Source organism: Mesorhizobium sp. M6A.T.Ce.TU.002.03.1.1 (assembly GCF_003997275.1).
Taxonomy (GTDB): Bacteria; Pseudomonadota; Alphaproteobacteria; order Rhizobiales; family Rhizobiaceae; genus Mesorhizobium; species Mesorhizobium mediterraneum.
In genome coordinates this window covers 1-25,778 of the sequence record NZ_RZTI01000016.1, presented here as the reverse complement: position 1 = coordinate 25,778, position 25,778 = coordinate 1, and the positions used below count along the sequence as shown (strand labels likewise).

Here is a 25,778-nt window from a genome sequence, read left to right as displayed (position 1 = left end):
GGCCTGCATCACGCGGCCTTCGCTTGGACAGCGCGCGCCGGGACGAGAACGTTCAGCGCACCAGGACGGATTTCGATCGTCGTTTCGCGGTCAAGCCTGACCAGTTCGCCATCCATGACGGCTCGGAATTTCTTGGTTGCCGAGTGGACTTTCAAAACGGCCCGGTCGGCCTGGTGGATTTCGACGTGCTCGCTGTCGCGCCATTTGCCGCGCGCCATGTCGAAGAGGAACCTGATCAGTTCGCCACGCCGCCGCGCCACCGTGACATAGATGCCGAGCACGCCGCCGGCGGGATTGTCGGCATAGGGTAGATGACCCTCACCGAACAGATTGTTGGTGATGCCGATGCCGGTGGTGCGCGTCACGATCTCGGCTTCGCCGATAGTCAGCGTCACCTTCATTGCCGACGGATTGTTGATCGCCGCCCAGGCAGCCTTCGCCGAGGCCCGCATCTTTCCCAACCGCGAGCCAAACTCCATGGTCTGGCGAAGTTGAACCATCCTGGCATGCATGCCGATCGAGAACTGGTGCACGAATGGCTGGCCATTGGCGGTTGCCATATCGACTGCGATCACCTCGCCGTCGGCAAAGGATTTCACTGCCGCGTCAAGGGTCTGTGGGATGCCGAGCCCGCGCGCGAACAGGTTCATCGTGCCAGCCGGCAAAATGGCAAGTGCCTTCTTCTTGCCCATCAACCGAGCCGCCGCGGCCGAAATGGTGCCGTCGCCGCCACCGGCCAGAACAATGTCGATGCTGTGCTTCGAAGCGATGCGGTCCAGCGCTCTAACTATGTCATTGCCGGCAACGATGTCGATATCGATGGAGTGACCTGCTGCCTCCAATGTCTGGCGCATCCGGTCGGTGAACGCGGAAAGATCAATCGTGCGCAAGGTGCCGCCCTCCTGGTTCAGCACCGCCGCAAATCGCATCCCCCCGCTCCGTTTTTTCTTGTCAGCCATTGGGTAATCATCGACCAGGACAGACCCAGCCACAGGCTGAAACGGGGCGGCTGAAAAAAAGTTCCGCAGCTCTAACGAAAATACAGGCGCGAATCTCACCGGCCGACTGCCTGATTGGCGCGGTTCGGAGGGTTTTTTCACGACGCTCGCCATGGTTTCGGAACAACGGCGCGGTCACGACGTTGTGAATATGTAACGCCGCGACCAATCTCCCACCGGCGGCCCGTGGCGTGAACGAAATAACGCACGAGGAGATTACAATGATCCGCACCCTTTTAACCACCACCGCACTCGCAGCGTTGATTGCGACCGGCGCATACGCGCAGACGGCCACAACCCCGGCGCAGACGCAGGATCCAGCAGTCCAGGATACCGCTCCGGCTGCTCCCATTCCGCGCGCCGAAGGCAGCTTGGTAACCAATATCATCGGTGAATCTGTCTATAATGGCACAGCCGACGATGCCGAGAACATCGGCAATGTCAGTGATGTCATCTTCGATGAAAACGGTCAGGCGAAATCCGTCGTCATCGGCGTCGGCGGCTTTCTTGGCGTCGGCGCCAAGAATGTCACTTTCGACTACAGCAAGCTGCAGTGGGCCGAACGCAATGGCGACCGCTGGCTGATTGCCCAAACCACAAAGGATGAATTGACGGCTCAGCCGGACTTCGATCGCAAGCCCTATGATCCGGCTCCTGCGGCCAGCGACACCACGGCCACGGCTCCTCCAGCCCCTTCTGGCGCGACCGATACCACCGCACAGAACGCTCCGGCGGCTCCGGCTGAACCGGCTCCTGCCGAACCCGTGAAGCGCGCCGATGGGAACCTTGCCACCAACATCATCGGTGAAACCGTCTACAACGGCACTGGCGACGATGCTCAAAACATCGGCGACGTGAACGACATCGTCCTGGCCAAGGATGGCATGGCCGAGTCGCTGATCATTGGCGTCGGCGGCTTCCTTGAGGTTGGCGAAAAGAACGTGGCCTATCAGTTCGACAAGGCCAAGTGGGCGGAGAGGGACGGTGATCGCTGGCTGGTGGCCGAGACCACGAAGGAGGGGCTGGAGGCGTTGCCGGAGTTCGACCGCGGGCCTTATGATCCCGCCCCGGTGACTACCGCATCCACTGACGCGGCGGCGCCGGTAGCTACCACCCCTACCGTCACTCCGGCTCCAGCACCGGCGGACAAGACGGCGCAAGCCCCCGCGGCAACGCCTGACACCGCTGCTCCGGCCCCAATGGACAAGACAGCCGAGGCTCCGGCTGCAGCAACGCCTGACGCCTCCGCCCCCGACCAGACGCAGACCGCTGCGATCGACAAGTCGGCGCTGACCGAAATGCCGGTCGACAAAATCCGGTCCGAGGATCTGGTTGGAACCACCGTCTATGGCGCCAATGATGTCAATGTCGGTGAAATTGGTGACGTCGTGCTGACGGGCGACAAGAAGGTCGACGCCGTCATCATCGACGTCGGCGGTTTCCTTGGCGTTGGCGAGAAGGAGGTGGCGATCGGCATGGACAACCTCAAATTCATGACCGACAAGGATGGCAAGCGCTATCTCTACACGAACTTCACCAAGGAGCAGCTCGAGGCGCAGGCCCCCTATGACAAGGCTACATATGCGCAAAACCGCGACACACAGCGCATGATCATGCGGTAGTTCGCTCCAACGATGAAAAAGGCCCGTGCCGGCAACGGCGCGGGCCTTTTCATGACTGGAAAGGTGGCAGGCCTGCGACGTGGCCGGCAACGCCATCCTCGGTCAGTTCGGCAAGCGCCAGCGACTGGTCGAGATGTTCGGCCCGCCAGGCAAGCAGCCTTTCGGCAAGCTCCAGCCGGACTGGCAAATAGGCCGGGTCGCCAGCGACATTGGTTAGCTCGTCTCGATCCTTCTCCAGGTCGAACAGCAGTGGCGGCAGGCCGCCGCCGAAATGTACATATTTGAATTTTTCCGTGCGGATGACGGCCAGATTGCACTGGCGCGGACCGATGCCGAAGTGGCGCTCGGCATCACCGTCGGCTACCGAGCGGAAATCGAACTCCCAATGCGCGGCCTCGCGCCAGTTGTCCGGCTCCCCGGCATCCAGGAACGGCTTCAGCGATTGTCCGTCGAGATGCGGCGGCGTTTCCTCGCCAAGCAGATCGAGCAATGTCGGCGCTATGTCCACCGCCTCACTGAAGCGGTCGACGCTGGCGCCGGCCGCATTGCGGCGACGCGGGTCGCGGATGATCAGCGGAATATGAAAACTGCCGTCGAAGAAGCCGCCCTTGCCCAGCATGTAATGGTCGCCCATCATCTCGGCGTGGTCCGAGGTCAGCACGATGATGGTGTCATCCCATGCACCCGCCGCCTTGACCGCCTGCCAGATGCGGCCAAGCTGCGCGTCGACCTCCGAGATCATGCCGTAATAGAGTGCGCGGATGCGGCGAAAATCGTCGTCGCCCCAATCGCGCACCTTGCCTTCGGCGCCGGGGCGGAATTTTGCCCGCTGCTGCTGGTCAAGATCATAGGCAAGGTAGGGGTGGCTCTCCGCCTCGGCCTGCCAGCTCGCGGCGCGGCTGAAGGCTGTGCCGTCGGCCGGATCATACATCGTATTGTAAGGCTCCGGCACGATGAAGGGCGGATGCGGGCTGAGGAAGGAGAGATGCGCAAACCACGGTGTGTCGCGCTCCTGTTCGCCAAGCCAGCGGACGAATTCGCCGGTCAGGAAAGCGGCTGGGGTCTCGTCCTTCGAATAGACGGGCGGTGCGCTGGTCACCGCGCTTTCGATCCTGCCTCCAGCCTCGTCTGCTGGGCGATGGATATCGGGAAAGCCGGCGCCGCTATCGATGCCGCGCGCCTTGAGCCAGGACAGCCACGGTTTCTGATGCTCCGGCAGGAGCTGGCGCACGGTGAAGCCGGGCAGCACGCCTTCGTAGCTTTTCAGCCGCGGGTCGCCTGGCGCCAGAGCGCGCGGGTCGGGCGACACGTCGGTATAGCCGAACAGCGTCGGATCATAGCCGAGGCTGCGCGCCGAGAGCGCGATGTTGCCGTGGCGGGCGTCGAGCGGCGTGCCGTTGCGGCAGACGCGGTTGTTCATCTGGTAGAGGCCGGTGTAGAGGCAAGCGCGCGCCGGCGAGCAGGGCGCCGCCCCGCCATAATGTTTTCTGAACAGTATGCCCTCGGCAGCGAGCGCGTCGACGTTCGGGGTCCGCACCACCGGATGACCGACAGCCGACAGACAATCGCCGCGCCACTGGTCGCAGGTGATCAGGAGAATGTTCTGGCGTCTGCCTTTTTCGGCCAATCGCTGTATCCTTCCCAATCATGTGTCCGTGCCGCTCATGGAGCCGAATTTTGGCGATGACGCAAGCCTGACGGGTTTTCTGAATAGTGAACAGAAATCGCCTTATTGTTCACTTTTCCAGCACAGTCTATTCTGCGTTTGCGGCCTTTGCCGCCGGCTGGCGGGTCCTCATATTGGCGTGGACCGCGGCATGGGCCGCACAGGACAAGGGAAGGAGCAGGAAAATGCTCGACCAGATCAAGGGCCTGCATCATGTCACCTCGATGGCCAGGGATGCACGCCAGAACAATGAATTCTTCACAAAAAAGCTTGGCCTGCGCCGGGTCAAGAAAACCGTCAATTTCGACGCGCCGGATGTCTACCACCTCTACTATGCCGACGAGGTCGGCACGCCCGGCTCGGTGATGACCTATTTCCCCTTCCCCAACATCGGCAAGGGCCGCCACGGCGTCGGCGAGGTCGGCACCACGGTCTATTCGGTGCCCGAAGGCACGCTCGCCTATTGGGAAAAGCGTTTTGCCGATGAGGGCGTCATGGGGCTGTCGCGCGAAGAAACATTCGGCGAGAAGCGGCTTGCCTTCGCCGGTCCCGATGGCGACGGGTTTGCGCTGGTCGAGAACAAGGCCGACCATCGTGCGCCATGGGCGAAAGCTGGCATTCCCTCCGACGAGGCGATCCGCGGGTTTCACTCAGTGTCGCTCAGACTCAAGGATGGCGGCGCCACAGAAGAGCTGCTGAAATTCATGGGCTATGAGGAAGTCGACACATCCGGCAACGTAAAACGGCTGGCAGTGAAGAACGGCAATGGCGCCAATTTCGTCGATATCGAAGCGCTGCCGGGCGCTGCTTTTGCTGATCTCGGCGCGGGATCCGTCCACCACGTCGCCTTCGCCGTCGAAAACCGCGCCAAGCAACTCGAAGTGCGCAAGGCGCTGATGGACACCGGCTATCAGGTGACGCCGGTGATCGATCGCGATTATTTCTGGGCGATCTATTTCCGCACGCCTGGCGGCGTGCTGTTTGAGGTCTCGACCAACGAGCCGGGCTTCGACCGCGACGAGGATACGGCCCATCTCGGTGAGGCGCTGAAGCTGCCGACGCAGCACCAGCATCTGAGGCCCTATCTCGAACAGCATTTGCAGAAGCTCGAAGACTGAGGACAGGGCCATGAGCAAGGACGCTTACATCCACAAGGTGCTGCCCGGTTCGCCGGGCAGCGCGCTGCTTTTCGTCTTCCACGGCACCGGGGCCGACGAGAGCCAGCTTCTGTCGCTCGGGCGCGATCTCGCGCCGCAGGCGACCATCATCTCGCCGCGCGGCGATGTCTCGGAACACGGTGCGGGACGCTTCTTTCGCCGCACCGGCGAGGGCGTCTACGACATGGGCGACCTGGCGCGGGCGACGGACAAGATGGTGGGTTTTATCAGGGCACATGTCGAGGCGGCAAAACCCTCGTCGGTGCTTGGCCTCGGCTATTCCAACGGCGCCAACATCCTGGCCTCGGTGGTGTTCGCTGCGCCGACGCTTCTCGATGCGGCGGTGCTGATGCATCCGCTGATCCCGTTCGAGCCGCAGGTGCACGGCAGCCTTGCCGGCCGCCGCATCCTGGTCACCGCCGGCAGGCGCGATCCGATCTGCCCGCCCAACCTGACGTCGCGGCTGGAGGCGTATTTGCGCGCCGATGGCGCCGATGTCACAGTGGAGTGGCATGACGGCGGCCATGAGGTGCAGTCGAACGAGATCGAGGCGGCGCGGCGATTTCTGTCCGCTACGCCGGTAGAAGGAGCGTAAGCAATGCTTGACCAATTGCCGGAGATCGAACTGGAGGACCGCGGCTCCAAGGGCCGTTATCTCTTGCGCGGGCCGGACGGCGCCGAGGCGGAGATGACCTTCACCAAGATCGGCGAGCACCAGATCATCATCGACCACACCGAGGTGCCGGATGCATTTCGCGGCCAGGGTGCCGGGCTTCGCCTCGTCACCCGCGCCGTCGAGGACGCGCGCGCGGCGGGCAAGAAGATCATCCCGCTATGCCCGTTCGCCAACGCCCAGTTCCATCGTCACAAGGAATGGGCCGACGTGCTGAAACAGTAGGTTCGGCTCAATTCGGCCACCTGAGCGCGCGGGATGACGGTGGAAGAGCGGGTGGCCACAACGGGATAACGTCTCTGGCATTTGCGCAGTTCGCACATCTTGCCTAATTAGGCATATCGCCTGCAGACTGGCTGCGTCTGAGGCACACCCCCTTAACCGAATGGCTCCCTGATGACCGAATCCGATCTCGTCCCCGTCTTCGACGGCCACAACGATACGCTGCTCCGGCTCTATCAGTCGAAAGACACCGATGTCGAAAAGCTGTTCATCGAAGGGACGCAGGGCGGCCACATCGACCTGCCCCGCGCGAAGAAGGGCGGCTTTGCCGGCGGCATGTTCGCGATCTTCCCGCCGCCGGCTGAGAAATCCAGGCGCAGCGCGGTGCCGCCGGCACCCAGCGACAACGAGCCGTTGCCGCCTGAACTCTCCCATGCCGACGCGCTCGATTCCACCATCGCCATGGCCTCGATCCTGTACAGGCTGGAGCGGGCGTCGGCGCTCACCGTTTGCCGCAGCGCCGGCGACGTGCGAAACGCGATGGCGCAAGGATCGATCGCTGCGGTGTTCCATATCGAAGGCGTCGAGGCGATCGACCCCGAACTGACGATGCTCGACGTGCTGTATGCCGCCGGCTTGCGCTCGCTCGGCATCGTCTGGAGCCGCCCGAACGCCTTCGGCCACGGCGTGCCGTTCCGCTTTCCGTCGACACCCGACACCGGACCTGGCCTGACAGATGCTGGCAAGGCGCTGGTCAAGGCCTGCAACCAGCTCGGCATCATGGTTGACCTTTCGCATCTCAACGAAAAGGGGTTTCGCGACGTCGCCGAGATCAGCGACGCACCGCTGGTCGCGACCCATTCCAATGTCCATGCGATCTGCGGCCATTCCCGCAACCTCACCGACTGGCAGCTCGGCGCGATCCGCGACTCGGGCGGCATGGTCGGGCTGAATTTCGCCACCGGATTCTTGCGCGAAGACGGCAGGATGAATGCCGACACCAGTCTCGACATCATGGCGCGCCATGTCGATTCGCTGCTGCAAGCACTGGGCGAAGACGGCGTCGGCCTCGGGTCCGATTTCGACGGCGCCATGATCCCGGCTGTGATCGGCGATGTCACCGGCCTGCCGAAGCTCATCGATGCGCTCGCCGCGCGCGGCTTCGGTCGCGCGCTGATCGAGAAGATCGCCTATCGCAACTGGATCAGCATGCTGGAAAAGACGATCGGGTAGGGTCTGCTGATATTCAGGTGATGCCGGCCTGCGAACGGCGGTTTTCTGCGCTTACCTACAGCGCCGCGCGCCCTATTGGGCGCGCAAAGGACGCTGTAGAACTTTGATTTTGCGCATGATCTTTCCGAAATCGATCTCGATTTCGGGGTCATGCGCGGGCTCACGTACTTTAAGTACGCTCCGCTCCGGTTCTCGGAAACCAACATTCTCGGCGCGGCCTGACCTGAATCTCAACACACCCTGGGGCGAGCTATTCAAAGCTCATGCGCTTCAGCCAGTCCTGGCCGACGCCGCGATCGCGGATGATCGGCAGCGGATCCGTCGAATCCAGCCGCGCGCAGATGCGGTAGACTTCGAGCGTCTCGGCGCTCATCTCGCCGCGCTTGTAGAAGAACATGGCCGCGGCATAGCGCGTGCGCCCCGACCATTTTTCGCCGAGCGGCGTGTTGACCAGCTCCCACTGCTCGCTGGCTTCTGCATCGACGTCGTGCTTGTTTGCCTCATCCGTCATGGTCAAAAATCCGCCGGTGGACTGGCGGTGCGGCGGTCGAGCTTGATGAAGGGCCGCTGCACCACCTTGGCCCGCTTCATCAGCTTCTGGTATTGCAACTCGCGCATGGCGTAGATCTCGACCCAGAGGTCGTCGACGACCGTGTCGCCAAACGGCCGCGCCAGCGACGCGATGGCGATGTTGCGCTTGGCCATAGGCGACCACATGGCGGCGCTGACCAGCCCGACCTCTTGGCTTTTCCGATAGTAGACGATGGCGTGTTCGGCGGGAATGTTGCCCTCGATCTCAAGCCCGACCAGCACATGGCGAAGACGCTTCTTCGCCCGCGCGCCTTGAATGGCGCGGCGGCCATTGAAATGACCCTTTTGCAGGTCGACCATGAAGCCGAGACCGATCTCGTCCGGCATGCGCAAGCGGTCGGCGCGAATGGCATGCTCGGACGTCGTGAAATCCGCATTGGCAACGATCAGCCCAGCTTCGAGCCGGGCGCGATTGAGCGCGGTGTAGCCGATGGCGCGGATGCCGCGTAATTCGCCGGCCAGTATCAGCCGGTCCCAGAGGCTGAGCGCCTTGTCGGCCGGCACGAACAGTTCGTAGCCGAGATCGCCGGTGAAACCGGTTCGCGAGATGGTGATGGTGCCGTGGTCATGCGGGAACTCGGCTAGATCAAAAACCCTCAGCCTTTCGACGCCGGCGAAACCGGCATCGCGCAGCACGGCAAAGGAGGTTGGGCCTTGCAGCGCCAGACCGGCGACGGCCTCTGTTTCTTCCTCGACCGTCACGTCGAAGCCTGTGGCGCTATCCAGCAGCCAGGGCAGATGCCGTTCCTGCGAGCACAGCCGGAACCGTGTTGGCGACAGGCGGAACAGCGTGCCGTCGTCGAGGACGAAACCGTCGTCGTCGCACCAGGCGGTGTAGTGGACGCGGCCCGACTTCAGCTTGGTCACGTCGCGCAACGTGACGCGATTGAGGAAGGCCTCGGCGTCCGGCCCGGCGATGCGGTATTTCGTCATCGGCGAGATGTCGAACAGGGCCGCCTGGCTGCGGATGGCGAAATATTCGAGCTCCTCGTCCCACAGCGAATGTGGGGCACGGTAGCCGGCCCAATTGTACCAGTCATTGGTCCTGGCCAGCGCGTCGATGCGCGGCTGGAACGGCGTGCCGAGCCGCAAGGTACGGAAATGGGATTGTGCTGCGGCGCGGGCTGCTGAGGCGTCGAGGGTAGGTAGCTGATTCATGACTGCATTCCTTCGCGCCCCCCTCTGTCCTGCCGGACATCTCCCCCACGAGGAGGGAGATCGGCAGCTTGGGCGCCTCCTCTTGTTCCTCGGGCGTTGGTGATTGGCGAAAGCCGGGATGACGGCCAATCTCCCCCCAAGTGGGGGAGATGTCCGGCAGGACAGAGGGGGGCGCCGTAGAGCACGGCCTTGGCCGATTGAGTATTCATGCCTACCCCTTCATGCCAATAATGCGCCGCGCGGCATTCAGCCCTGGCGCGCCGGAAACGCCGCCGCCCGGATGCGAGCCGGCGCCGGCGAGGAACAGCCCGTCGATCGGCGTGTCGTAGCCCGACCAGCCGGAGACGGGGCGCGACATCAGCATCTGGTCGGCCTGCAGTTCACCGTGATGCCAGTGACCGCCCGGCATCCGGTAGCGCGCCTCGATGTCGGCCGGTGTCAGCAGCTTTGCATGAAGCACAGTCTTGCCGATTCCCGGCGCATAGGTCTCCAATTGAGCCATGATCGCCTTGAGGAATTTCGGCTTGCCAACGCTCCAGCCTTCTTTCAGCGCATAGGGCGCATACTGCACGACCGCAGACAGCACACAGGCGCCGTCCGGCGCCAGCGACGAGTCGGCAAGGCTGGGCAGCGTGATCTCCATCACCGGCTCGGGCGAGAACTCGCCGTACTTCGATGGATTGAAGGCGCGCTCGATATGATCGGGCGAGGGCGCCATCACCAGACGGCCCTTGTGGCCGGCGGCATCGACGCTGGTGAATTGCGGCGGCCGGTCAAGCGCCAGATGCAGCTTCGCCGCATCGCCCTTCATGCGGATGTTCTTCACTTTGCGGACAAAGCCGGTGTCGATCTCGCGCGGTCCGATAAGGTCGAAAAAAGTGGTCGCCGGATTGATGGCGGAGACGATCGTCTTGGCGCGGAGCATCTCGCCGCTGGCCAGCACAACGCCGGCGGCGCAGCCTTTCTCGACGATTATCCTTGCCACCGGAGTCGCCGTGCGGATGGTCACCTCTGCCTTTTCCGCCGCTGCGCGGATGGCTGAAATGACAGCACCCATGCCGCCCTTTGGCAGAACCTGCGCGCCGGCAGTGCCGCCTGCCTCGCCTGCCAGCCGAAAGTAGAGACCGAGCAGCGAGGTCGGCGAGCGCGGGCCGAGATGGCTGCCGAGCGTGGCATCGAAGGCGAGCAGCCCCTTCAGCCTGATATCGGCAAGCTGCTCATCGAGCAGGTCGGCAACGTTCATCAGCAGCACGCGCAGGAAATCGCGCATATCCTCCTTACCAAGCTTCTTCAATGCCAGCGCGGTCTGACCAAGCGATGCCGTCTCAAGCAGCGACATGCTGCCGAGGTCGGGCGGCCGGCGTGCAAGGAACGGCTTCAGGATGCCGGCGTAGCGCAGCAGTTGCGCACGCAGCTCCTTCCAGGCGGTCTGCTCGGAGGAACTGGCGCCGGTCAGCACCTCGCCATAGGCGCCGTGCAGGACAAGCGACGGGCCGTCTTTCGACAGCGCCACGGACGGCACGAAGTCGTCGCGCGCGAATTGCAGGCCGTGCTTCTCCAACTCCAGCGTCTTCACCACTTCGGGGTGAAGACGGTTCAGCAGGTGAGCGATTGAGGAGACGCGAAAACCCGGCGCGAATTCCTCGGTGCGCGCCGCGCCGCCGACGTCTCGGGCGGCTTCCAACACCAGCACCTGGCGGCCGGCTTTCGCCAGCGTGGCGGCGGCGACGAGGCCGTTGTGGCCGCCGCCGATGACAACAACATCAAATAACGTCATGGGCCGGGCTCATATGCTTAGTCGGCTTGGCAAGGTCGCGCAGGATTTCGGCCGCTGCATTGCGCCCGGGCGCGCCCATGACGCCGCCGCCGGGATGGGTCGAGGACCCGCACATATAGAGCCCCGTGACGGGCGAGCGGTATTGCGCGTAGCCCGGCACCGGGCGGTTGAACAGCAGCTGGTCGAAGGTCAGCTCGCCCTGGAAGATATTGCCTTCGGTGAGGCCGACCTCGGCCTCGATCTCACGCGGCGTGCGCACCTCCATATGGACGATGCGGTCGCGGAAGCCCGGCGAATACTCGGCGATCTGCGAAATCACGCTTTCGGCAAAACCATCGCGGTCGGCGTCGGTCCAGTCGCGGCCGTTCACCTTCGGTGGCGCGTACTGCACGAAGCAGCTCATGAAATGCTTGCCGGGCGGCGCCATGGTCGGGTCGAGCGTCGTCGGAATCACCATGTCGAGGAAGGGGTCGGCCGACCAGCGTCCGGCCTTCCAGTCGTCATAGGCGCGCTCCATGCGCTCCATCGAATCGGTGAAATGCATATCGCCGCGATAGACCGGCGAATCCTTCGGCAGCGCCGAGAATTCGGGCAGCGAATCCAGCGCGATATTGACCTTGCCCGACGAGCCGCGAATCCTAAAATTCCTGACTCGGCGCAGGAAGACGTCGGGCAGCTCCTTTTCCTCGACCAGCTTGAGGAAGGTGCGTTTCACATCGGCGTTGGAGACGACGAGCTTGCCATAAATCTCCTCGCCGTCGGCCAGCATGACGCCTTTGGCCCTGCCGCGCTGGATCAGCACATGGTCGACCTCGGCGCCGGTGCGGATGGTGCCGCCGGAGGCCTGGAAGGAGGCGGCGAGCGCCTTGGTGACGGCGCCCATACCGCCGCGCGCATAGCCCCAGGCGCCGACCGAGCCGTCGACCTCTCCCATATAGTGGTGCAGCAGCACATAGGCCGTGCCGGGCGACATCGGGCCGAGCGCAGTGCCGATGATGCCGGACAGCGCGAAATTCGCCTTGATGACATCGGTCTCGAAATATTCGTCGAGGAAGTCCGAGATCGACATGGTCCAGAAGCGCAGCGTCAGCGCCATTTCCTCAGGCGTGAGCCCGGCGAACTTTCTGCCCAGATACAGAAGTTCGCCGAGATCGCGCGGCCGTAAACTGGTCGGATCGGGCGCGGTGCGCATCAGCAATGGCTGGATGAAGCGGCATTGCCGCGTCACGTCGCGGGCGTAACGGTCATAGGCTTCGGCGTCGCGCCTGGAAAAGCGGGCGAACTCGCGCCGGTGGGCATCGTGGTCGCGGTAGTTGGCGAGGTAGTCGCCGTCGCGGGTGAACACCGCGCCGCCCTCGTAGGAAATCACCTGCAGGCCGAAGCGCGGCAGTTCGAGGTCGCGCATGATCTCGGGGCGAAACAGCGAGCAGACATAGGAGCAGTTGGAATAGAGGAAGCCAGGCGTCAATTCCCTGCTGGTGGCGGCGCCGCCGACCCAGCCGTTCTTCTCGACGACCAGCACGTCGAGCCCGGCACGCTGCAGGTAGCAGGCATTGACCAGACCGTTGTGGCCGCCACCGATGACGATCGCATCCCAGGATTTCATCTTGGCTCAGCCTTCATTTCTGCCCGACCGCTTCGTGTGATCGATCCCGAATGCGCGAAATCTGGCATGGCTGTCGCCATATTGTCCAGCCATTTTGAATGAATGTTCAACAAATGATGTTGCGTTTTCGCGTTAATCCGCTAGGCTTTGCCAACATTCGGTATGGGCTTTGGACTGAGGTCTGATGATCGAAACGGTAGATGCCGAGCCGGAGTATGACGACACTGCCATCCGCTTCCTCGAGGCGCTGTGGGGCGACGGCTATCTGTCGCCTGGCGGGCCGGATGAGGTCGACCGGGTTGTCGAGGGCCTTGCGCTCAAGGGCAAGACGATCCTCGACATAGGTTGCGGCTCGGGCGGCATCACGCTGCATCTGCTCGAGCGCCATGGCGCTGCCCACGTTACAGGCTTCGATGTCGAGCCGCCGGTAATCGAGATGGCCAGGCAAAGGGCGGCCGCACGCGGGCTTTCCGGTCGCGCCAATTTCGTCCAGACGCCGCCCGGGCCGTTGCCCTTCGCCGACAGTTCCTTCGACGTCGTCTTCTCGAAGGATGCGCTGCTGCATGTGTCTGACAAGGAAACCTTGTTTGCCGAAATCTTTCGCGTGCTGAAGCCGGGCGGTGTCTTCGCGGCATCGAACTGGATGATCTCGCGCGACGGCGAGCCGTCGCCTGAGATGAAGGCCTATGTCGCCGCGGAAGGCCTGTCCTTCGCCATGGCATCGCCGGCCCGCTATGCCGCGGCGATGCGCCGGGCAGGCTTTGCAGACGTCACGGTGCATGACCTGGTATCGCGACGTCGCGCGGGAGGAATTGAAGCGCCTCAAGGGCCCGCTCTACCCGGCGGTTGTGGCTGCGGTCGGTGCGGCCTATGTCGACAAGAACATACGAACCTGGGAAGCCATGCAGAAGGTTCTTGACAGCGGCGAGCACCGTCCCACTCATCTTCGCGGTCGAAAGCCGGTTGGATAGCTGGCGATGCTGGAGACCATCACGCCCATGAAGACAGCCGAGGCCAGGGAGGCCCTCCTCGAATCAGCGCGCAGACACGAGCCCGAAAAGCGCGGTCGCAAGGCGTCGAAGGAGGTCAGGCAGCTGCAGCTGATCGAGGCGACAATCGATTCGCTGGCCAAGCGCGGCTATTCGGAGACGACGATGGCCGATGTCGCCGATGGCGCCGGCCTGTCGCGCGGGATCGTCAACTTTCACTTCGAGAGCAAGGAGAAGCTGCTCGTCGCCACGTTAGCATACATGGCCGACGAATATGCCGCGCACTGGCGCGCTGCCCTCACCAAGGCTGGCGACGATCCTGCCCGCCAGTTGCAGGCTCTGGTTGCCGCCGATTTCGACCGCTCGATCTGCAACAAGCGCAAGCTGGCCGCCTGGTGCGCCTTCTGGGGCGAGGCAAAGTCGCGCCCGACTTATCAAGCGCTGTGCGGCGCGCGCGACGCGGCCTATCAGAAAGTCTTCATCGATCTTTGCGCGACGCTCAAGCAAAGCGGCGGCTATGCCTTCGAGCCGCAAGTCATGGCGCTGGCGCTCAGTGCCATGCTGGAGGGTCTGTGGCTGCGGCTGATGATGGGCACCGAGGACGTCACCCGCGAAACCGCGCTGCAGGCGGCGAACGAGTTCCTGTCGGCTGCATTTCCAAAGCATTATCCGTGGCCAACAGCCGGCAGCGACAAGACTGCATGAAACAATCAAAAAGAGGATGGAACAGCAATGAAGACCATGACCCGACGGCTGACACTGACATTGGCACTAGCCGGAACCTTGGCGGCCTCAGTCGCAGGGCTTGCGATCGCTGCCGACAAGGACCTGGTCGTGTTCGACTGGTCCGGCTACGAGGATCCCGGTTTCCACCAGAAATATGTCGACAAGAACGGCGACTCGCCGACCTTCACCTTCTTCGGCGACGAGGACGAGGCGTTCGAAAAAGCCCGCTCCGGCTTCAAGGCCGATCTCGGCCATCCCTGCTCGCAGAGCGTGGTGAAATGGCGCGACGCGGGCCTGCTGCAGCCGCTCGACACCTCGAAGATATCGGCCTGGAAAGACCTCAATCCCGGTATCATGGCGATGAAGGATCTCGCTACCAGCGCCGACGGCAAGGCCTGGTTCATGCCATGGGACTGGGGCAACTCGCAGCTGACCTATAATTCCGACAAGGTCGATGAGAAGGACGTCCAGTCGCTGAAGGCCTTGGCCAATCCCAAGTTCAAGGGCAGGGTTTCCATCGGCGACAATGTCGACGACGCCTATGCGCTGGCCTCGCTGGCGATCGGGCTCAAGGACTGGACAAAGATGACCGACGACCAGTTCAAGCAGGCGTCGGACTTCCTGCGCCAGGTGCACAAGAATGTTCGCTCCTACTGGACCGATTCCACCGATATCGTCCAGCTGTTGAGCGGCGGCGAGGTCGACCTTGCCTGGGCGTGGAACGACGCGACGGTGCAGTCGGTCGCCGCCGGCGTGCCGATCAAGGCCAAGAAGGATACCGAAGAGGGGATTTCGACCTGGGTCTGCGGCTATGTGCTGTTCAAGGATGCGCCGGGGAATACCGACAAGGCCTATGATTATCTCAATGCCGTCAACGATCCGGAAGTCGCCAACATCCTGGTCAAGGACTGGGGCTATGGCCAGGCCAACGCCAAGGGCATGGCCGCTGTCGATCAGGCCGTGCTGAAGGAAAAGGGCTACGACGACGTGCAGAAATTCATCGACAAGACGCTGTTCCAGGCGCCGGTTCCATCGGATCTCAAGCTCAAGATGATCGCCGAGTTCGAGAAGATCAAAGCCGGCTATTGAGCTTGTTTTACCTATCTCGCCTGCCCACCAAACCGGCGGGCAGGCGGGCTCGCCAAGGTCACTGAAATTCCGTAACGTCGCTGCGCCACTTCCCACGATGAGGAGTTTCGCGCCATGGGTTCCATGCTTCGCCGCCTTGCCGTTGCTGCCGCATGCACGATCGGCCCAGCTGCCCTCGCCGTTGCGGCGGACGGGGGCGACCTCGTCGTGTTCGACTGGTCGGGCTACGAGGATCCGCTGCTCCATCCGGCCTACGTCGTCAAATACGGCACTGAACCGACCTTCGCTTTCTTTGGTGACGAGGACGAGGCCTTCCAGAAGATGCGGGCCGGCTTCAGGGCCGACATTGCGCACCCCTGCTCGCAAAGCGTGGTGAAGTGGCGCGAGGCCGGCATGCTGCAGCCGCTCGACACCAGCCGCATCGCCGGCTGGAAAGACCTCAATCCCGGCATCATGGCGATGAAGGATCTCACTACTGCCGCCGACGGCAAGGCCTGGTTCATGCCTTTCGACTGGGGCAACACATCGCTGCTCTATCGCACCGACAACGTGACGGCGGAACAAGCGCAGTCGCTGCGGATCTTCTCTGATCCGAAATTCAAAGGGCGCGTCACCATAGGCGACAATGTCGACGACGCCTATGCACTGGCAAGCCTCGTCATCGGGTTGAAGGACTGGACCAAGATGACCGATGCGCAGTTCAAGGAGGCGTCCGATTTCCTGCGCCAGGTGCACAAGAACATCCGCTTCTACTGGACCGACGATACCGACATCAATCAGGCCTTCTCCGGCAACGAGGTCGATCTGGCCTGGGGCTGGAACGAGACGTTTGTGACGCTCAAGGGCCAAGGCGTGCCGATCGCCATGAACCGCAACACCAAGGAGGGCCTGTCGACCTGGGTGTGCGGTTATGTGCTGATGAAGGACGCGCCGGGCAATCTCGACCACGCCTATGATTTCCTGAACGCCGTCAATGCGCCTGATGTGTCAGGCTACATGGTCACGACATTCGGCTATGGTCATGGCAACGGCGCCGGCATGGAAGCGATCGAGCCCAAGCTGCTGGCCGAGCGGGGCTTCGACAATCTCGACAAATTCCTCGACAAGACCTTGTTCCAGCAGCCGGTGGGGCCGGAGTTCAAGCAGCGGATGATCGAGGAGTTCGAGAAGATCAAGGCCGGCTATTGAAGAGCGGGATCGAACGAACCGATGTCGTCATCGTCGGCGCCGGTTTCACCGGCCTGTCGGCGGCGCTGGAACTAAAGAAGGCCGGCGTCGATTTCCTGCTGCTCGAAGCGCGCGACCGTGTCGGCGGGCGGGTTGAGTCAATGGAGATCGGCCTCGGCGAGCGCGTTGACAGCGGTGGCCAATTCCTGTGCGAGGACATGCCGGAACTGATGGCGCTGGTCGAGGCTCGCGGCAAGACGCTGGTTGAGACCTATGTAAAGGGGGAATTCATCACGCAACCGCGGATGAGCGCTCAGCAAGCCGACCGAGCTTACCTGGGCTCGATGGCGATTCGCGACCGGATGAATGCGATCGCGCCGGACGAGCCTGATATTGCCGGATTGACCGTCGCGGAATGGCTCGACCGTCAGCCTGATCCCGACCAGGCCAAGGCGGCCTTCCGTTCGATGATCGAGGGCTTGTGGTGCCAGGCGCTCGAAAAGCTGCCGCTGTGGCACCTGATCGACAATGACCGTCGCATCACCAACGAGGTTTCGGAGCTGCAATATTTCGTGCGTGAAACCATGCAGTCGCTGGCGGACGATCTGGCCGGCGACCTCGGTGATCGCGTGCGGCTGAACACGCCGGTCGGAACCATCGAGCACGGGCCGGAAGGGGTTCGTCTCGCCTCGGCGATGGGTGTGGTCGAAGCGCGGTCGGCCCTGGTCGCGGTGCCGCCGATGACGACCTCGAAGCTGGACTTTGCACCGCCGCTGCCGGCTGGCCTGAGAAGGGCGCTCGGTGTCTGGCAAAGCGGCGCGGTGATCAAAGTGCTGGTGCGCTATCCCAGCGCCTTCTGGCGTGCAAGAGGTCTGAGCGGCGTGGTGATGTGGCGCGACCTGCCAGGGCTGTTTGCCTGCGACGTGAGCAAGGACAACGACCATGCCGCGCTGGTCGTCTTCGTCGGCGGGCCGCTGGCCCTGCGCTGGCGTGAGCTCGGCGACACGGCATTGCGCGCCGAGGTGACGACGAGGCTGAAGGATGCGCTCGGCACGGAGGCCGCCGACATGCTCGATTTCAGCTATCGCGACTGGACGCATGATCGCTGGAGCGGCGGCGGCTACAGCGATCTTATCGTCGATGCGACGGCGACCGATGCCGAACGCATCATCCTTGCCGGCGCGCAGCCACTGCATTTCGCCGCGTCCGAACTGTCGCCGTCATTCCCGGGCTACATTGAGGGCGCTGTTATGGCTGGGCGCATCGCTGCACGAAAGATCATCTCGGGCCTTCAGTCTGCCATCGCCACCAGCGCCTCGGGATCGTAGGCGAGGCGGATCGAGGTGCCGACCGGTATGTCGTCGGCGCCGAAATCGTTGGTTTCGGTCACCGAAAGCGGCTTTTCCAATCCCGGTATCTCAACGATCAGGTGCGTGATCTCGCCGAAGTAATGGCGCTCCACCACCTTGCCGGCCACCTCGAACTTCGCCGTGGCGTTGTCCCACAACACGCGCAGACGCTCCGGCCGGATGCCGAGCGTCGCAGCGCCGCCATTGCGGACGAAAGCCCTAGGCTTGTCGGTTTTGACGCGGCCGAAGCCCAGCGTGTCGAGGACCAGCGAAGCGCCGTTCTCCTCGACGATCTCGGCCTTGACGAAATTCATGCCGCCGAGGAAGTCGGCGACCTGACGGTTGACCGGCCGCTGGTAGATCTCCTTGGGCGAAGCGACCTGCGCGATCCTGCCGCCGAACATCACGGCGATGCGGTCCGACATCGCCAGCGCCTCATACTGGTCGTGCGTGACCAGGACGAAGGTGATGCCGACCGCCTGCTGCAGGCGGCGCAGCTCGACCTGCATCTGCTCGCGCAGCTTCTTGTCCAGCGCCGACAGCGGCTCGTCGAGCAGCAGCACCTTGGGCCGCATCACCAGCGCGCGGGCCAGCGCCACGCGCTGGCGCTGGCCGCCGGACAGCTCGGTGGCGAGGCGCTTGCCGAGGCCGGTCAGCGACACCTGGTCCAGCGCCTCTTCGACGCGGCGCTTTTCTTCCGACCGTTCGAGCCCCAACCGCTTCAGCCCATAGGCGACGTTCTGCTCGACATTGAGATGCGGGAAGATCGCATAGCTCTGAAACACCATGTTGGTTGGCCGGCGATTGGCCGGGATGCCCTCCATCGACTGACCGTCGACCGAGATCAAGCCGCTGGTCGGATTGTCGAAGCCGGCGATCATGCGCAACAACGTGGTCTTGCCGCAGCCTGACGGGCCGAGCAGCGAGAAGAATTCGCCCTCCTTGATGGTCAGCGAGGCGTCGTCTAGCGCCTTGAACGACCCATAGTTGCGGGTGACGTTGCGAATCTCGATCATTGGTCGTTCGGTTTGGTGGGATCGTTCGGCTTGAGGCGGCTTAGGCATGGAGGCCTCCCTCGTTCTGGGTGCGTCTTGCCGCGCGGCGGCGCAGGATTTCAGCGATGGTCATCAGCAGGAAGGAAGCAGCCAGCAAGAGCGTGCCCAGCGCCAGCACGCCAGGCAGCTTCGAGGCGAAGCGCAACTGGCCCCAGATATAGATCGGCAGCGTCGCTTCGGTACCGGTCAGGAAGAAGGCGATGATGAACTCATCGAGCGAGATGGTGAAGCAGACGAGCAGGCTGGAAATGATGGCCGGCGCCACCATCGGCAGCGTCACCCGTCTAAAGGTGCCGAAGGCGCTCTCGCCGAGATCGGCGGAGGCTTCCTCCAGGCTGCGGTCGAAGCCCTCGAAGCCGGCGGTCAGCACGGTCATCGAATAAGGAATGCAGATCAGGACGTGGCCGAGCACGATGGTGAACAGCGACAGGCTCAAACCCAGTTGCAGTATCACCAGGAGCATAGAGATGGCGACGATGATTTCGGGCAGCACCAGCGGCGCCATGATCAGGCCGTTGATGGCGCGGCGGCCGGGGTAGCGATAACGGGTGATCGAGCGGGCGGCGAGAATGCCGAGCACGGTGGAGAGGATGGAAGCCGATACACCGACGACCAGGCTGTTCCAGGCAGCGTCAAGCAGCGCCGGCGTGCGTGGCAGGTCCTCATACCATTTGAGGGTGAAGCCGGAGAGCGGGAATTTCGGCGTCGCGGCGCTGTTGACCGAAAAGATCGGCAGGAAGATGACCGGCAGGTAGAGGAAAACGACATAGAGGAACGCATAGGTCGACAGCCAGCCGCTGGCCAGGAAGCGCCGCATCGCCGTCATCGCGCCAGCCTCATCGTGCCAGCCGTCATCGTGCTAGCCTCTGGGCGGCGCGGATGATCAGCACGGTGGCGCCGGCCATCAGCGTCACGATCAGCATGGTGGTGACCGAAAGCGCGGCGCCAAGCGGCCAGTTGGAGGCCTTGCCGAACTGCGCCTGGATGGCGTTGGCGATCATGACGCCGTCCTTGCCGCCGACAAGCTTCGGCGTGACATAGTCGCCGACGGTCGGGATCATGACGATCAGCGCCGCCGAGATGATGCCGGGCGCCGACAGCGGCAGCGTCACGCGCAGAAAGGAGCGAATGGGACCATCGCCGAGATCCTTGGCCGCCTCGACCAGCGTGCGGTCGATTTTTTCCAGCGAGACGAAGATCGGCAGTATTGCGAAGGCCGCCCAGGCGTGGGTCAGCGTGATGATGACGGCGCTCGAATTGTAAAGCAGCGCGGTCGACGGCTCGTCGATGACGCCAAGACCCATCAGGCCGGAATTGAGCACGCCATTGTAGCCGAGGATGACCTTCCACGACATCACGCGCAGCAGATAGCTGGTCCAGAACGGTATGGTGATCAGGAACAGCCACAGGCTCTTGTGGCGGCCGCCATGGAACGAGATGAAGTAGGCGATCGGATAGGCGAGGACCACCGTGAAGAAGCTCACCATCAGCGAGATGTAGAGCGAGCGCCAGAGCAGGTCGCGATAGATCGGCTCGGTCAGCGCAACTCGGTAGTTTTCCAGCGTGATGGTGCGATCGATGGTGAGGTAGTTCTGCGTCCAGAAGGAGTGCGCGACGACGACCAATATCGGCAGCACCAGAAGCACGAGCGCGTAGAGAAAGGTCGGGCTGATCAGGGCAAAGCCCTGGACGGGTTCGGACTGCAGAAGGGCGTTTCGCCTGGCCCGCGTCATGCCAAACGTGGGCGATCCTTCTGCAGCCGCCGTCATTGCGGGCCCTCGGGCAGGGCCCTGGGCGTGATCTCGGTTGCTGGCGCGGATTGTCCTGCCATGCAGCGTCCCATTGCTAGCGCACCGGCTGTTTGTTCCCAATTTTATGCCCAGGGCGCAATCACTGATCGCGCTCCGAGCTTGCCGGCTTTCTTTCATCATGCGCGCATCCGTGGATTGAAATCAAGCGCTATTTCTGCAATGTTGATTGAACAGACATTCAAAATGGAGCCAAGAAAGCCGGCTTTTCCGGTGCTTGGCGCCGAGCTTTGTGTCCGATGAAATTTGCGATGAAACGATGCGAGGCGACGATGGCGGCTGCAAGAGATTTGAAGGCGACTGAAACGGCTGGGTCTGGCGATGCCGTCGAGCTGGCCAAGCGCCACCTCGTCCAGCCCTGGCCGTTCGCCGGCTCGGTCGGCGCAGAGGCGCGCGCCCTGATCGGTGAGGGCGACGGCATCTACATCACCGATGGCACCGGCAAAAAGCTGATCGACGGGCCGGCCGGCATGTGGTGTGTCAATATCGGCCACCGCCGTGAGGAATTGGCGCGGGTGATGTACGATCAGGCGATGGCGCTGTCCTACAACACGCCGTGGTACACGATGAACGCGCCGTCGGCGGAACTCGCCATGCGCATCGCCGGCTATGCGCCCGGCGACCTCAGCCATGTCTTCTTCACCACCGGCGGCTCTTCGGCCGTTGAGACGGCGCTGCGCTTCATGCAGTTCTACAACAATGTCCGCGGCCGCGCGGAAAAGAAGCTGATCCTGAGCAGGGGCGGCGCCTATCATGGCTCGACCTATCTGTCGGCCTCGCTCAACGGGCGCCCGCGCGATCGCGACTGGATGGACGGCGCCGACGATCTGGTCGTCAAGCTGTCGTCGCCCGATCCGTTCCGCCGTCCGCGCGGCATGAGTATTTCAGCCTTCACCGATGTCCTGGTCGACGAATTCCGCGATACTGTCGGCCGTGTTGGCGCCGACAGGATAGGCGCGTTCGTCGGCGAACCGGTGCAGGCGTCCGGCGGCGTCATCGTGCCGCCTGACGGGTATCTCAAGCGCATCCGCCAAATCTGCCGCGACAACGACATCCTCTATGTTTCCGACGAGGTGGTCACCGCCTTCGGCCGGCTTGGCCATGTCTTTGCTTCCGGCGATATGTTCGGCATCGATCCTGATATGATCACCTTTGCCAAGGGCGTCACGTCAGGCTATTTCCCGCTTGGCGGCGTCATCATCTCGGAACGGCTTCTCGAGCAGCTGCGCCGCTCAAACCATCCGGACGCCATGTTCGGCCATGGATTGACCTACACCAGCCATCCGGTCGGTTGTGCAGTGGCGCTGAAGAACCTCGATATCCTGGAAGAAAGCGTGCTGGCCCATACGCGCGAGGTCGCGCCCTACTTCCAGGCGCAACTGAAGGCGCTGGAGGAGTTGCCGCTGGTCGGCGAAGTGCGCGGCCTGGGGCTGATGGCTTGCGTCGAATGCGTCGCCGATCGCGAAAGCAACGATCCGCTGCAGCTCGACAAGGATGTCGGCAAGCGGATCGATGCGCATTGCCATGAACTTGGCCTGCTGGTCCGGCCGCTGATCAACATGTGTGTGATGTCGCCGCCACTGATCATCACTCGCGAGCAAATCGACGATATGGTGTCGATCTTGCGCGAAGGCATTTCGCGCACGGTGGACGATTTGCGGAAGGAAGGGGTGTGGCAAGGGTGACAGCCGATCTCCCCCCTTGAGGGGGAGATGTCGCCGAAGGCGACAGAGGGGGTCGGTTCGACCGGACGCGACCTACTGCGGTAGATGGAGGTTGGCGCTCTATGTGGGGCGACCCCCTCTGGCCTGCCGGCCATCTCCCCCGCAAGGGGGGAGATGGCCGGCAGCTTCTCCGTCTCGCCTTTACGACTTCGACCGCAGCGCGTCGTTGAGCGCCCACATATCCTTTTCCTCCGGCGCCGTTTCCAGCCCGAGCACGGGGATTTGCTTGCGCAGATGGTCGTGGTGGGTGCGCACGCCATATTCGAGGTCGGAGAGATAGAAGCCGCCGAAGGCTTCCGATAGCATGGATTCGTTGGACCACACGGAAAGCTGCACGTCCTCGTTCATGGTGTCCCGATCGATGCGGTAGGCGAGATAGCGTGCCGCTGCCTGCCCCCTGGTCTCGTCGGGGTAGCGGTAGATGGCGCCGCGCAGCAGCGTCTCGCCGGTCGATAGCGGAAACTCCTGATAGAACTGCACGGATTCCGGCATGATCGACAGCGCGTTGTTAGGGAAGATGCCGTAATAGATCCAGGCCTTGCGCAGGTGTTCCGGCAGACGCGTCGCCTCGGGCGCGATCTTGATGTATTGCCCGACGCTCCAGCGCCGTCCGGCATGCGGATTGTAAGTGGCGAAGGAACGCGACACGCCGTTGATGAACGGCTCGTCGAAATAGGTCGCGCCGTAAAGATCCTGCAAGGCCGGATGCGCCATGGCAACGTGGTAGCCTTCATTGTCGACATCGCGCACCGACTTCCAGTTGACCGGGCTCTTCTGGGTCCAGATGCCCCAGGACGGCATCATCTCGGCGACGCCATAGTGGGCGATCTCGGCCTCGATCGGCTTCAGGAGCTCGGCTACCGACGACTGCGGGCCACCCTTGCGGAAGCGGATGAAGATGAGGCCCATCCAGATCTCGAGGTCGAGCGGCATCAGGCCGAATTCAGTCTTGTCGAGATCGGGGAAAGAACGCGGACGGGCGGCGCCCCGCAGTGTGCCGTCGAGATTATAGACCCAGCCGTGGAAAGGGCAGACCAGAGCATTCTTGCAGGTGCCTTGGCTATCGGCGACGACGCGGCTGCCGCGATGGCGGCACATGTTGTTGAAGGCGCGGACGACGCCGTCCTTGCCGCGCACGATCAGCGCCCGCTCGCCGACCACGTCCATGGTCAGATAGTCGCCGGCGTTCGGCAGGTCGGAGATGTGGCCGGCGATCTGCCAATGGTTGCGGAAGACGTATTCCTTCTCGAGTTCGAGCAGGGCGTCGGAATGATAACTCCAACCCGGCAGGCCCCGCCGGTCCCAATTGTTGGGGATCGCCACGTCGCGGAGGTGCGGGTTCATAAAAGCTCTCATTTGTTGAATGCTCATTCAATAAAAGCATATTTTTCATTGAATTGCAATGGCTTGTCGAAATTGGTCAAGTTCTTGCTACGAAATCTTCCGACGTTGTTTGTCGGAAGCCAAACGCTCAAGGCTTGAGAAATCTCGAAAATTCCGGGTGTTAGCCAAGGTTCGCATAGACGTCTTATCTCGGCTTGAGCCATGAGAGCCGCGTGGGAAACATGGCTCCCGAAGATGGAAAAAACAGCCCAGGGCTCGCCTGTTTTCAGGGCAATTCCGATGTCCGCCGATGCTCGAACCGGTTTTGTCCAAGATGCCGAAAAACCGGTTTCTTGCCCGTTACATTGCCGGATGCGCGTCATCGTTGGCTTGTTACAAAGCGCGAGTACGTTCGTTTCAACAGAAAAAGAAAATCAACGAAGGGAACGGCGATGTATACGAAAATCCAGACTGCCTACAATGACCGCCGTGTGCAAGCGCCGGAGCGCAACGACCGCCGGCCAAAGCTGGCGCTGCGCCAACGCGCCAACGACCATCCGATGGCGCTGTTCGCGGTGCTGGCCGCCGCCGCATTCGTCGGCATGGCGTTCGCGCCGACCGTTGGCCCAGCCTTCGCTTCACTAAACCCGCCGGCAAACATCGTCGACGGCGCGCCGACCACGACCAAGACCGCGCGCCTGCCGATGCCGGAGATCGATTTTGTCTGCAAAGGGCAGGCCTGGGGCGCCGAGAGTGCGGACTGCCTGCGCGTCATCGCCGAGCAGTCCGGCATCCACAAGGCTCGCACGGTCCGCGTGATCGCCAATGCCGCGCCAGCCACCGATACGCCGAACGTTTTTTGATGCCCCCCGAGCGACCCTCCAGCGCTCCAGGCAGGCTCCCACCGCATCGTCGGTCGGGAGTCTTTTTTCTTCGGGCGCTAGCTCTTTGTTGAGAATCGGATTTTTCCAAAAACCGGTTTCCACCGGTCCGAAGTTCTAGCTGCCCAAGGCGGCCTGCTCGGCAATGGCCGAGAGCACGCCGCGCACGTCCAGTGTGCTGAACGGCTTTTCCAGGATCTGCGGCCGCTGCGGCGCAGGCAACGCCTCGATTTCGGCTTTCGCACCGATCAGATCGCCGGTGACCAGCACGAAACGCCGCGCCAGATCAGGTTTTTCGGCGAGCAGCTCGCGATAGATGGCGATGCCGCTGATGCCGGGCATGCGCAGATCGGAAAAAACGATGTCTGGCGGCATATGGCCGTTCAAGGTCGCAGCGGCCGATGCCCAGGCCGGCACGACCCGCGACTTGATGCCCATCAACTCCAGAATGTCGGACAGCGACGCCGCGACATCCGGCTCGTCGTCGATGATCAGGGCATGACGCAATCCGCTCGAGCGCGCCGGGCTTTCGCCGGCGGCGGCCGCGCCGGCGGCGATCGCCGGCAACTGGACGACGAAACGGGCGCCCCTCGGCAGAACTTCCTCAAACCAGACATTGCCATTGTGCCGTTCGATGATCGATTTCGAGATCGACAGGCCGATGCCGGTGCCGACGCCGACCGGCTTGGTGGTGAAGTAGGATTCGAAGATGCGGGAGCGTATCGCTTCCGGCACGCCCAGCCCGTTGTCCTCGACCGAAAATCCGGGATTGCCGTGGTCGCTGCGAAACGTACGGACCTTGATCAGCCGGTCGCCGGCGATGCCGGCCAAGGCGTGCTGGCTGTTGATGAGGAAATTGGCCGCCACTTGCGTCACATGGTCGGCATCGGCCATGGCCAGCAGCGGACCGCTGGCGAAATCGGTGTCGATGAGGATGCCGCTCGACCTGGCGCCGTAGGCGGTC

25 protein-coding genes are annotated in these 25,778 nt (G+C 62.8%); 13 read left to right on the top strand and 12 right to left on the bottom strand.

The features are described 5' to 3' along the window. Positions 1-8 precede the first annotated feature (8 nt). The gene (locus tag EOC93_RS07625) at positions 9-929 is read right to left on the bottom strand and encodes a diacylglycerol kinase family protein (RefSeq protein ID WP_126104630.1); all 921 of its coding nucleotides are present in this window, start codon (positions 927-929) and stop codon (positions 9-11) included. 290 nt (positions 930-1,219) lie between these two features. On the opposite strand from EOC93_RS07625, the gene EOC93_RS07620 reads away from it, so the two are divergent. Then, positions 1,220-2,620 (top strand): PRC-barrel domain-containing protein, encoded by a 1,401-nt coding sequence (locus EOC93_RS07620; RefSeq protein WP_127204270.1) that lies wholly within the window; start codon positions 1,220-1,222, stop codon positions 2,618-2,620. 49 nt (positions 2,621-2,669) lie between these two features. On the opposite strand, the gene EOC93_RS07615 is transcribed toward EOC93_RS07620, so the two are convergent. Beyond that, positions 2,670-4,247, bottom strand: a complete 1,578-nt coding sequence (locus EOC93_RS07615; protein ID WP_127204269.1) for an alkaline phosphatase family protein — start codon at positions 4,245-4,247, stop codon at positions 2,670-2,672. 224 nt (positions 4,248-4,471) lie between these two features. Here EOC93_RS07615 and EOC93_RS07610 point away from each other — a divergent pair, with 224 nt between their 5' ends. The 4 genes from EOC93_RS07610 (at position 4,472) to EOC93_RS07595 (ending at position 7,571) form a co-directional block, all read left to right on the top strand. Beyond that, positions 4,472-5,404: a VOC family protein gene (locus EOC93_RS07610; protein ID WP_095487140.1), complete on the top strand. Its 933-nt coding sequence runs from the start codon at positions 4,472-4,474 to the stop codon at positions 5,402-5,404. A 10-nt stretch (positions 5,405-5,414) separates the two neighbouring features. Then, entirely contained in the window at positions 5,415-6,038 is a 624-nt protein-coding gene (locus tag EOC93_RS07605) for an alpha/beta hydrolase (RefSeq protein WP_127204268.1), read from the top strand. A 3-nt stretch (positions 6,039-6,041) separates the two neighbouring features. Then, positions 6,042-6,341 (top strand): GNAT family N-acetyltransferase, encoded by a 300-nt coding sequence (locus EOC93_RS07600; protein WP_029348700.1) that lies wholly within the window; start codon positions 6,042-6,044, stop codon positions 6,339-6,341. A gap of 171 nt (positions 6,342-6,512) precedes the next feature. Next, a complete protein-coding gene (locus EOC93_RS07595; RefSeq protein ID WP_127204267.1) occupies positions 6,513-7,571 on the top strand; it encodes a dipeptidase in 1,059 nt (352 codons plus the stop codon). Positions 7,572-7,821: 250 nt separating this feature from the next. Here EOC93_RS07595 and EOC93_RS07590 read toward each other — a convergent pair whose 3' ends face one another. From EOC93_RS07590 to EOC93_RS07570, 4 genes are all read right to left on the bottom strand, one after another. Beyond that, on the bottom strand, positions 7,822-8,082 hold the full coding sequence (locus tag EOC93_RS07590) for a hypothetical protein (RefSeq protein WP_095487132.1): 261 nt from the start codon (positions 8,080-8,082) through the stop codon (positions 7,822-7,824). Positions 8,083-8,084: 2 nt separating this feature from the next. Then, complete coding sequence (locus EOC93_RS07585) at positions 8,085-9,320, bottom strand: aminomethyltransferase family protein (protein ID WP_127204266.1); 1,236 nt, start codon at positions 9,318-9,320, stop codon at positions 8,085-8,087. A 211-nt stretch (positions 9,321-9,531) separates the two neighbouring features. Further along, positions 9,532-11,097, bottom strand: coding sequence for an NAD(P)/FAD-dependent oxidoreductase (locus EOC93_RS07575; RefSeq protein ID WP_127204265.1), 1,566 nt, complete (start codon positions 11,095-11,097; stop codon positions 9,532-9,534). Further along, the gene (locus EOC93_RS07570; protein WP_127204264.1) at positions 11,084-12,703 is read right to left on the bottom strand and encodes an NAD(P)/FAD-dependent oxidoreductase; all 1,620 of its coding nucleotides are present in this window, start codon (positions 12,701-12,703) and stop codon (positions 11,084-11,086) included. Before EOC93_RS07570 ends, EOC93_RS07575 begins: the two co-directional genes overlap by 14 nt. A 184-nt stretch (positions 12,704-12,887) precedes the next feature. Here EOC93_RS07570 and EOC93_RS07565 point away from each other — a divergent pair, with 184 nt between their 5' ends. The 5 genes from EOC93_RS07565 (at position 12,888) to EOC93_RS07545 (ending at position 18,002) form a co-directional block, all read left to right on the top strand. Further along, a complete protein-coding gene (locus EOC93_RS07565; RefSeq protein WP_245461393.1) occupies positions 12,888-13,622 on the top strand; it encodes a class I SAM-dependent methyltransferase in 735 nt (244 codons plus the stop codon). 58 nt (positions 13,623-13,680) lie between these two features. Further along, positions 13,681-14,397, top strand: a complete 717-nt coding sequence (gene betI, locus EOC93_RS07560) for a transcriptional regulator BetI (RefSeq protein ID WP_126104641.1) — start codon at positions 13,681-13,683, stop codon at positions 14,395-14,397. 27 nt (positions 14,398-14,424) lie between these two features. Next, positions 14,425-15,507: an ABC transporter substrate-binding protein gene (locus EOC93_RS07555; protein WP_095487120.1), complete on the top strand. Its 1,083-nt coding sequence runs from the start codon at positions 14,425-14,427 to the stop codon at positions 15,505-15,507. A gap of 114 nt (positions 15,508-15,621) precedes the next feature. Then, positions 15,622-16,695 carry an extracellular solute-binding protein gene (locus EOC93_RS07550; RefSeq protein ID WP_127204263.1) on the top strand — a complete coding sequence of 358 codons (1,074 nt, stop codon included), beginning with the start codon at positions 15,622-15,624 and terminating at the stop codon, positions 16,693-16,695. Next, complete coding sequence (locus tag EOC93_RS07545) at positions 16,692-18,002, top strand: flavin monoamine oxidase family protein (RefSeq protein ID WP_127204262.1); 1,311 nt, start codon at positions 16,692-16,694, stop codon at positions 18,000-18,002. Before EOC93_RS07550 ends, EOC93_RS07545 begins: the two co-directional genes overlap by 4 nt. Here EOC93_RS07545 and EOC93_RS07540 read toward each other — a convergent pair. The 3 genes from EOC93_RS07540 to EOC93_RS07530 are packed head-to-tail and all read right to left on the bottom strand — an operon-like array spanning position 17,966 to position 20,847. Beyond that, positions 17,966-19,039 carry an ABC transporter ATP-binding protein gene (locus tag EOC93_RS07540; RefSeq protein ID WP_127204261.1) on the bottom strand — a complete coding sequence of 358 codons (1,074 nt, stop codon included), beginning with the start codon at positions 19,037-19,039 and terminating at the stop codon, positions 17,966-17,968. The genes EOC93_RS07545 and EOC93_RS07540 overlap by 37 nt on opposite strands. A 40-nt stretch (positions 19,040-19,079) precedes the next feature. Continuing rightward, complete coding sequence (locus EOC93_RS07535; RefSeq protein ID WP_095487113.1) at positions 19,080-19,904, bottom strand: ABC transporter permease; 825 nt, start codon at positions 19,902-19,904, stop codon at positions 19,080-19,082. 25 nt (positions 19,905-19,929) lie between these two features. Continuing rightward, complete coding sequence (locus EOC93_RS07530; RefSeq protein ID WP_127204260.1) at positions 19,930-20,847, bottom strand: ABC transporter permease; 918 nt, start codon at positions 20,845-20,847, stop codon at positions 19,930-19,932. Between the two features lie 60 nt (positions 20,848-20,907). Here EOC93_RS07530 and EOC93_RS07525 point away from each other — a divergent pair, with 60 nt between their 5' ends. Beyond that, a complete protein-coding gene (locus EOC93_RS07525; protein WP_127204259.1) occupies positions 20,908-21,129 on the top strand; it encodes a hypothetical protein in 222 nt (73 codons plus the stop codon). 29 nt (positions 21,130-21,158) lie between these two features. Next, the gene (locus tag EOC93_RS07520) at positions 21,159-22,571 is read left to right on the top strand and encodes an aminotransferase (RefSeq protein WP_127204258.1); all 1,413 of its coding nucleotides are present in this window, start codon (positions 21,159-21,161) and stop codon (positions 22,569-22,571) included. A gap of 180 nt (positions 22,572-22,751) precedes the next feature. Here the strand turns inward: EOC93_RS07520 and EOC93_RS07515 are convergent, their stop codons facing one another. Next, positions 22,752-23,954: an aromatic ring-hydroxylating dioxygenase subunit alpha gene (locus EOC93_RS07515; protein WP_127204257.1), complete on the bottom strand. Its 1,203-nt coding sequence runs from the start codon at positions 23,952-23,954 to the stop codon at positions 22,752-22,754. 23 nt (positions 23,955-23,977) lie between these two features. Next, positions 23,978-24,316: a hypothetical protein gene (locus EOC93_RS07510; RefSeq protein WP_127204256.1), complete on the bottom strand. Its 339-nt coding sequence runs from the start codon at positions 24,314-24,316 to the stop codon at positions 23,978-23,980. 69 nt (positions 24,317-24,385) lie between these two features. Between EOC93_RS07510 and EOC93_RS07505 the strand changes: the two genes are divergently transcribed. Then, complete coding sequence (locus EOC93_RS07505) at positions 24,386-24,796, top strand: hypothetical protein (RefSeq protein ID WP_095487107.1); 411 nt, start codon at positions 24,386-24,388, stop codon at positions 24,794-24,796. A 135-nt stretch (positions 24,797-24,931) separates the two neighbouring features. Here the strand turns inward: EOC93_RS07505 and EOC93_RS07500 are convergent. Then, the coding region (locus tag EOC93_RS07500; RefSeq protein ID WP_127204255.1) for an ATP-binding protein at positions 24,932-25,778 on the bottom strand (847 nt) is incomplete at its 5' end.

Excerpts from the sequence above, each read along its gene's own strand:
- EOC93_RS07625 (WP_126104630.1), bottom strand. The coding sequence starts at position 929 with ATGCGATTTGCGGCGGTGCTGAACCAGGAGGGCGGCACCTTGCGCACG.
- EOC93_RS07620 (WP_127204270.1), top strand. The coding sequence starts at position 1,220 with ATGATCCGCACCCTTTTAACCACCACCGCACTCGCAGCGTTGATTGCG.
- EOC93_RS07610 (WP_095487140.1), top strand. The coding sequence starts at position 4,472 with ATGCTCGACCAGATCAAGGGCCTGCATCATGTCACCTCGATGGCCAGG.
- EOC93_RS07605 (WP_127204268.1), top strand. The coding sequence starts at position 5,415 with ATGAGCAAGGACGCTTACATCCACAAGGTGCTGCCCGGTTCGCCGGGC.
- EOC93_RS07600 (WP_029348700.1), top strand. The coding sequence starts at position 6,042 with ATGCTTGACCAATTGCCGGAGATCGAACTGGAGGACCGCGGCTCCAAG.
- EOC93_RS07595 (WP_127204267.1), top strand. The coding sequence starts at position 6,513 with ATGACCGAATCCGATCTCGTCCCCGTCTTCGACGGCCACAACGATACG.
- EOC93_RS07590 (WP_095487132.1), bottom strand. The coding sequence starts at position 8,082 with ATGACGGATGAGGCAAACAAGCACGACGTCGATGCAGAAGCCAGCGAG.
- EOC93_RS07585 (WP_127204266.1), bottom strand. The coding sequence starts at position 9,320 with ATGAATCAGCTACCTACCCTCGACGCCTCAGCAGCCCGCGCCGCAGCA.
- EOC93_RS07575 (WP_127204265.1), bottom strand. The coding sequence starts at position 11,097 with ATGACGTTATTTGATGTTGTTGTCATCGGCGGCGGCCACAACGGCCTC.
- EOC93_RS07570 (WP_127204264.1), bottom strand. The coding sequence starts at position 12,703 with ATGAAATCCTGGGATGCGATCGTCATCGGTGGCGGCCACAACGGTCTG.
- EOC93_RS07565 (WP_245461393.1), top strand. The coding sequence starts at position 12,888 with ATGATCGAAACGGTAGATGCCGAGCCGGAGTATGACGACACTGCCATC.
- betI (WP_126104641.1), top strand. The coding sequence starts at position 13,681 with ATGCTGGAGACCATCACGCCCATGAAGACAGCCGAGGCCAGGGAGGCC.
- EOC93_RS07555 (WP_095487120.1), top strand. The coding sequence starts at position 14,425 with ATGAAGACCATGACCCGACGGCTGACACTGACATTGGCACTAGCCGGA.
- EOC93_RS07550 (WP_127204263.1), top strand. The coding sequence starts at position 15,622 with ATGGGTTCCATGCTTCGCCGCCTTGCCGTTGCTGCCGCATGCACGATC.
- EOC93_RS07540 (WP_127204261.1), bottom strand. The coding sequence starts at position 19,039 with ATGATCGAGATTCGCAACGTCACCCGCAACTATGGGTCGTTCAAGGCG.
- EOC93_RS07535 (WP_095487113.1), bottom strand. The coding sequence starts at position 19,904 with ATGACGGCGATGCGGCGCTTCCTGGCCAGCGGCTGGCTGTCGACCTAT.
- EOC93_RS07530 (WP_127204260.1), bottom strand. The coding sequence starts at position 20,847 with ATGACGGCGGCTGCAGAAGGATCGCCCACGTTTGGCATGACGCGGGCC.
- EOC93_RS07525 (WP_127204259.1), top strand. The coding sequence starts at position 20,908 with ATGCAGCGTCCCATTGCTAGCGCACCGGCTGTTTGTTCCCAATTTTAT.
- EOC93_RS07520 (WP_127204258.1), top strand. The coding sequence starts at position 21,159 with ATGGCGGCTGCAAGAGATTTGAAGGCGACTGAAACGGCTGGGTCTGGC.
- EOC93_RS07515 (WP_127204257.1), bottom strand. The coding sequence starts at position 23,954 with ATGAACCCGCACCTCCGCGACGTGGCGATCCCCAACAATTGGGACCGG.
- EOC93_RS07510 (WP_127204256.1), bottom strand. The coding sequence starts at position 24,316 with ATGACGCGCATCCGGCAATGTAACGGGCAAGAAACCGGTTTTTCGGCA.
- EOC93_RS07505 (WP_095487107.1), top strand. The coding sequence starts at position 24,386 with ATGTATACGAAAATCCAGACTGCCTACAATGACCGCCGTGTGCAAGCG.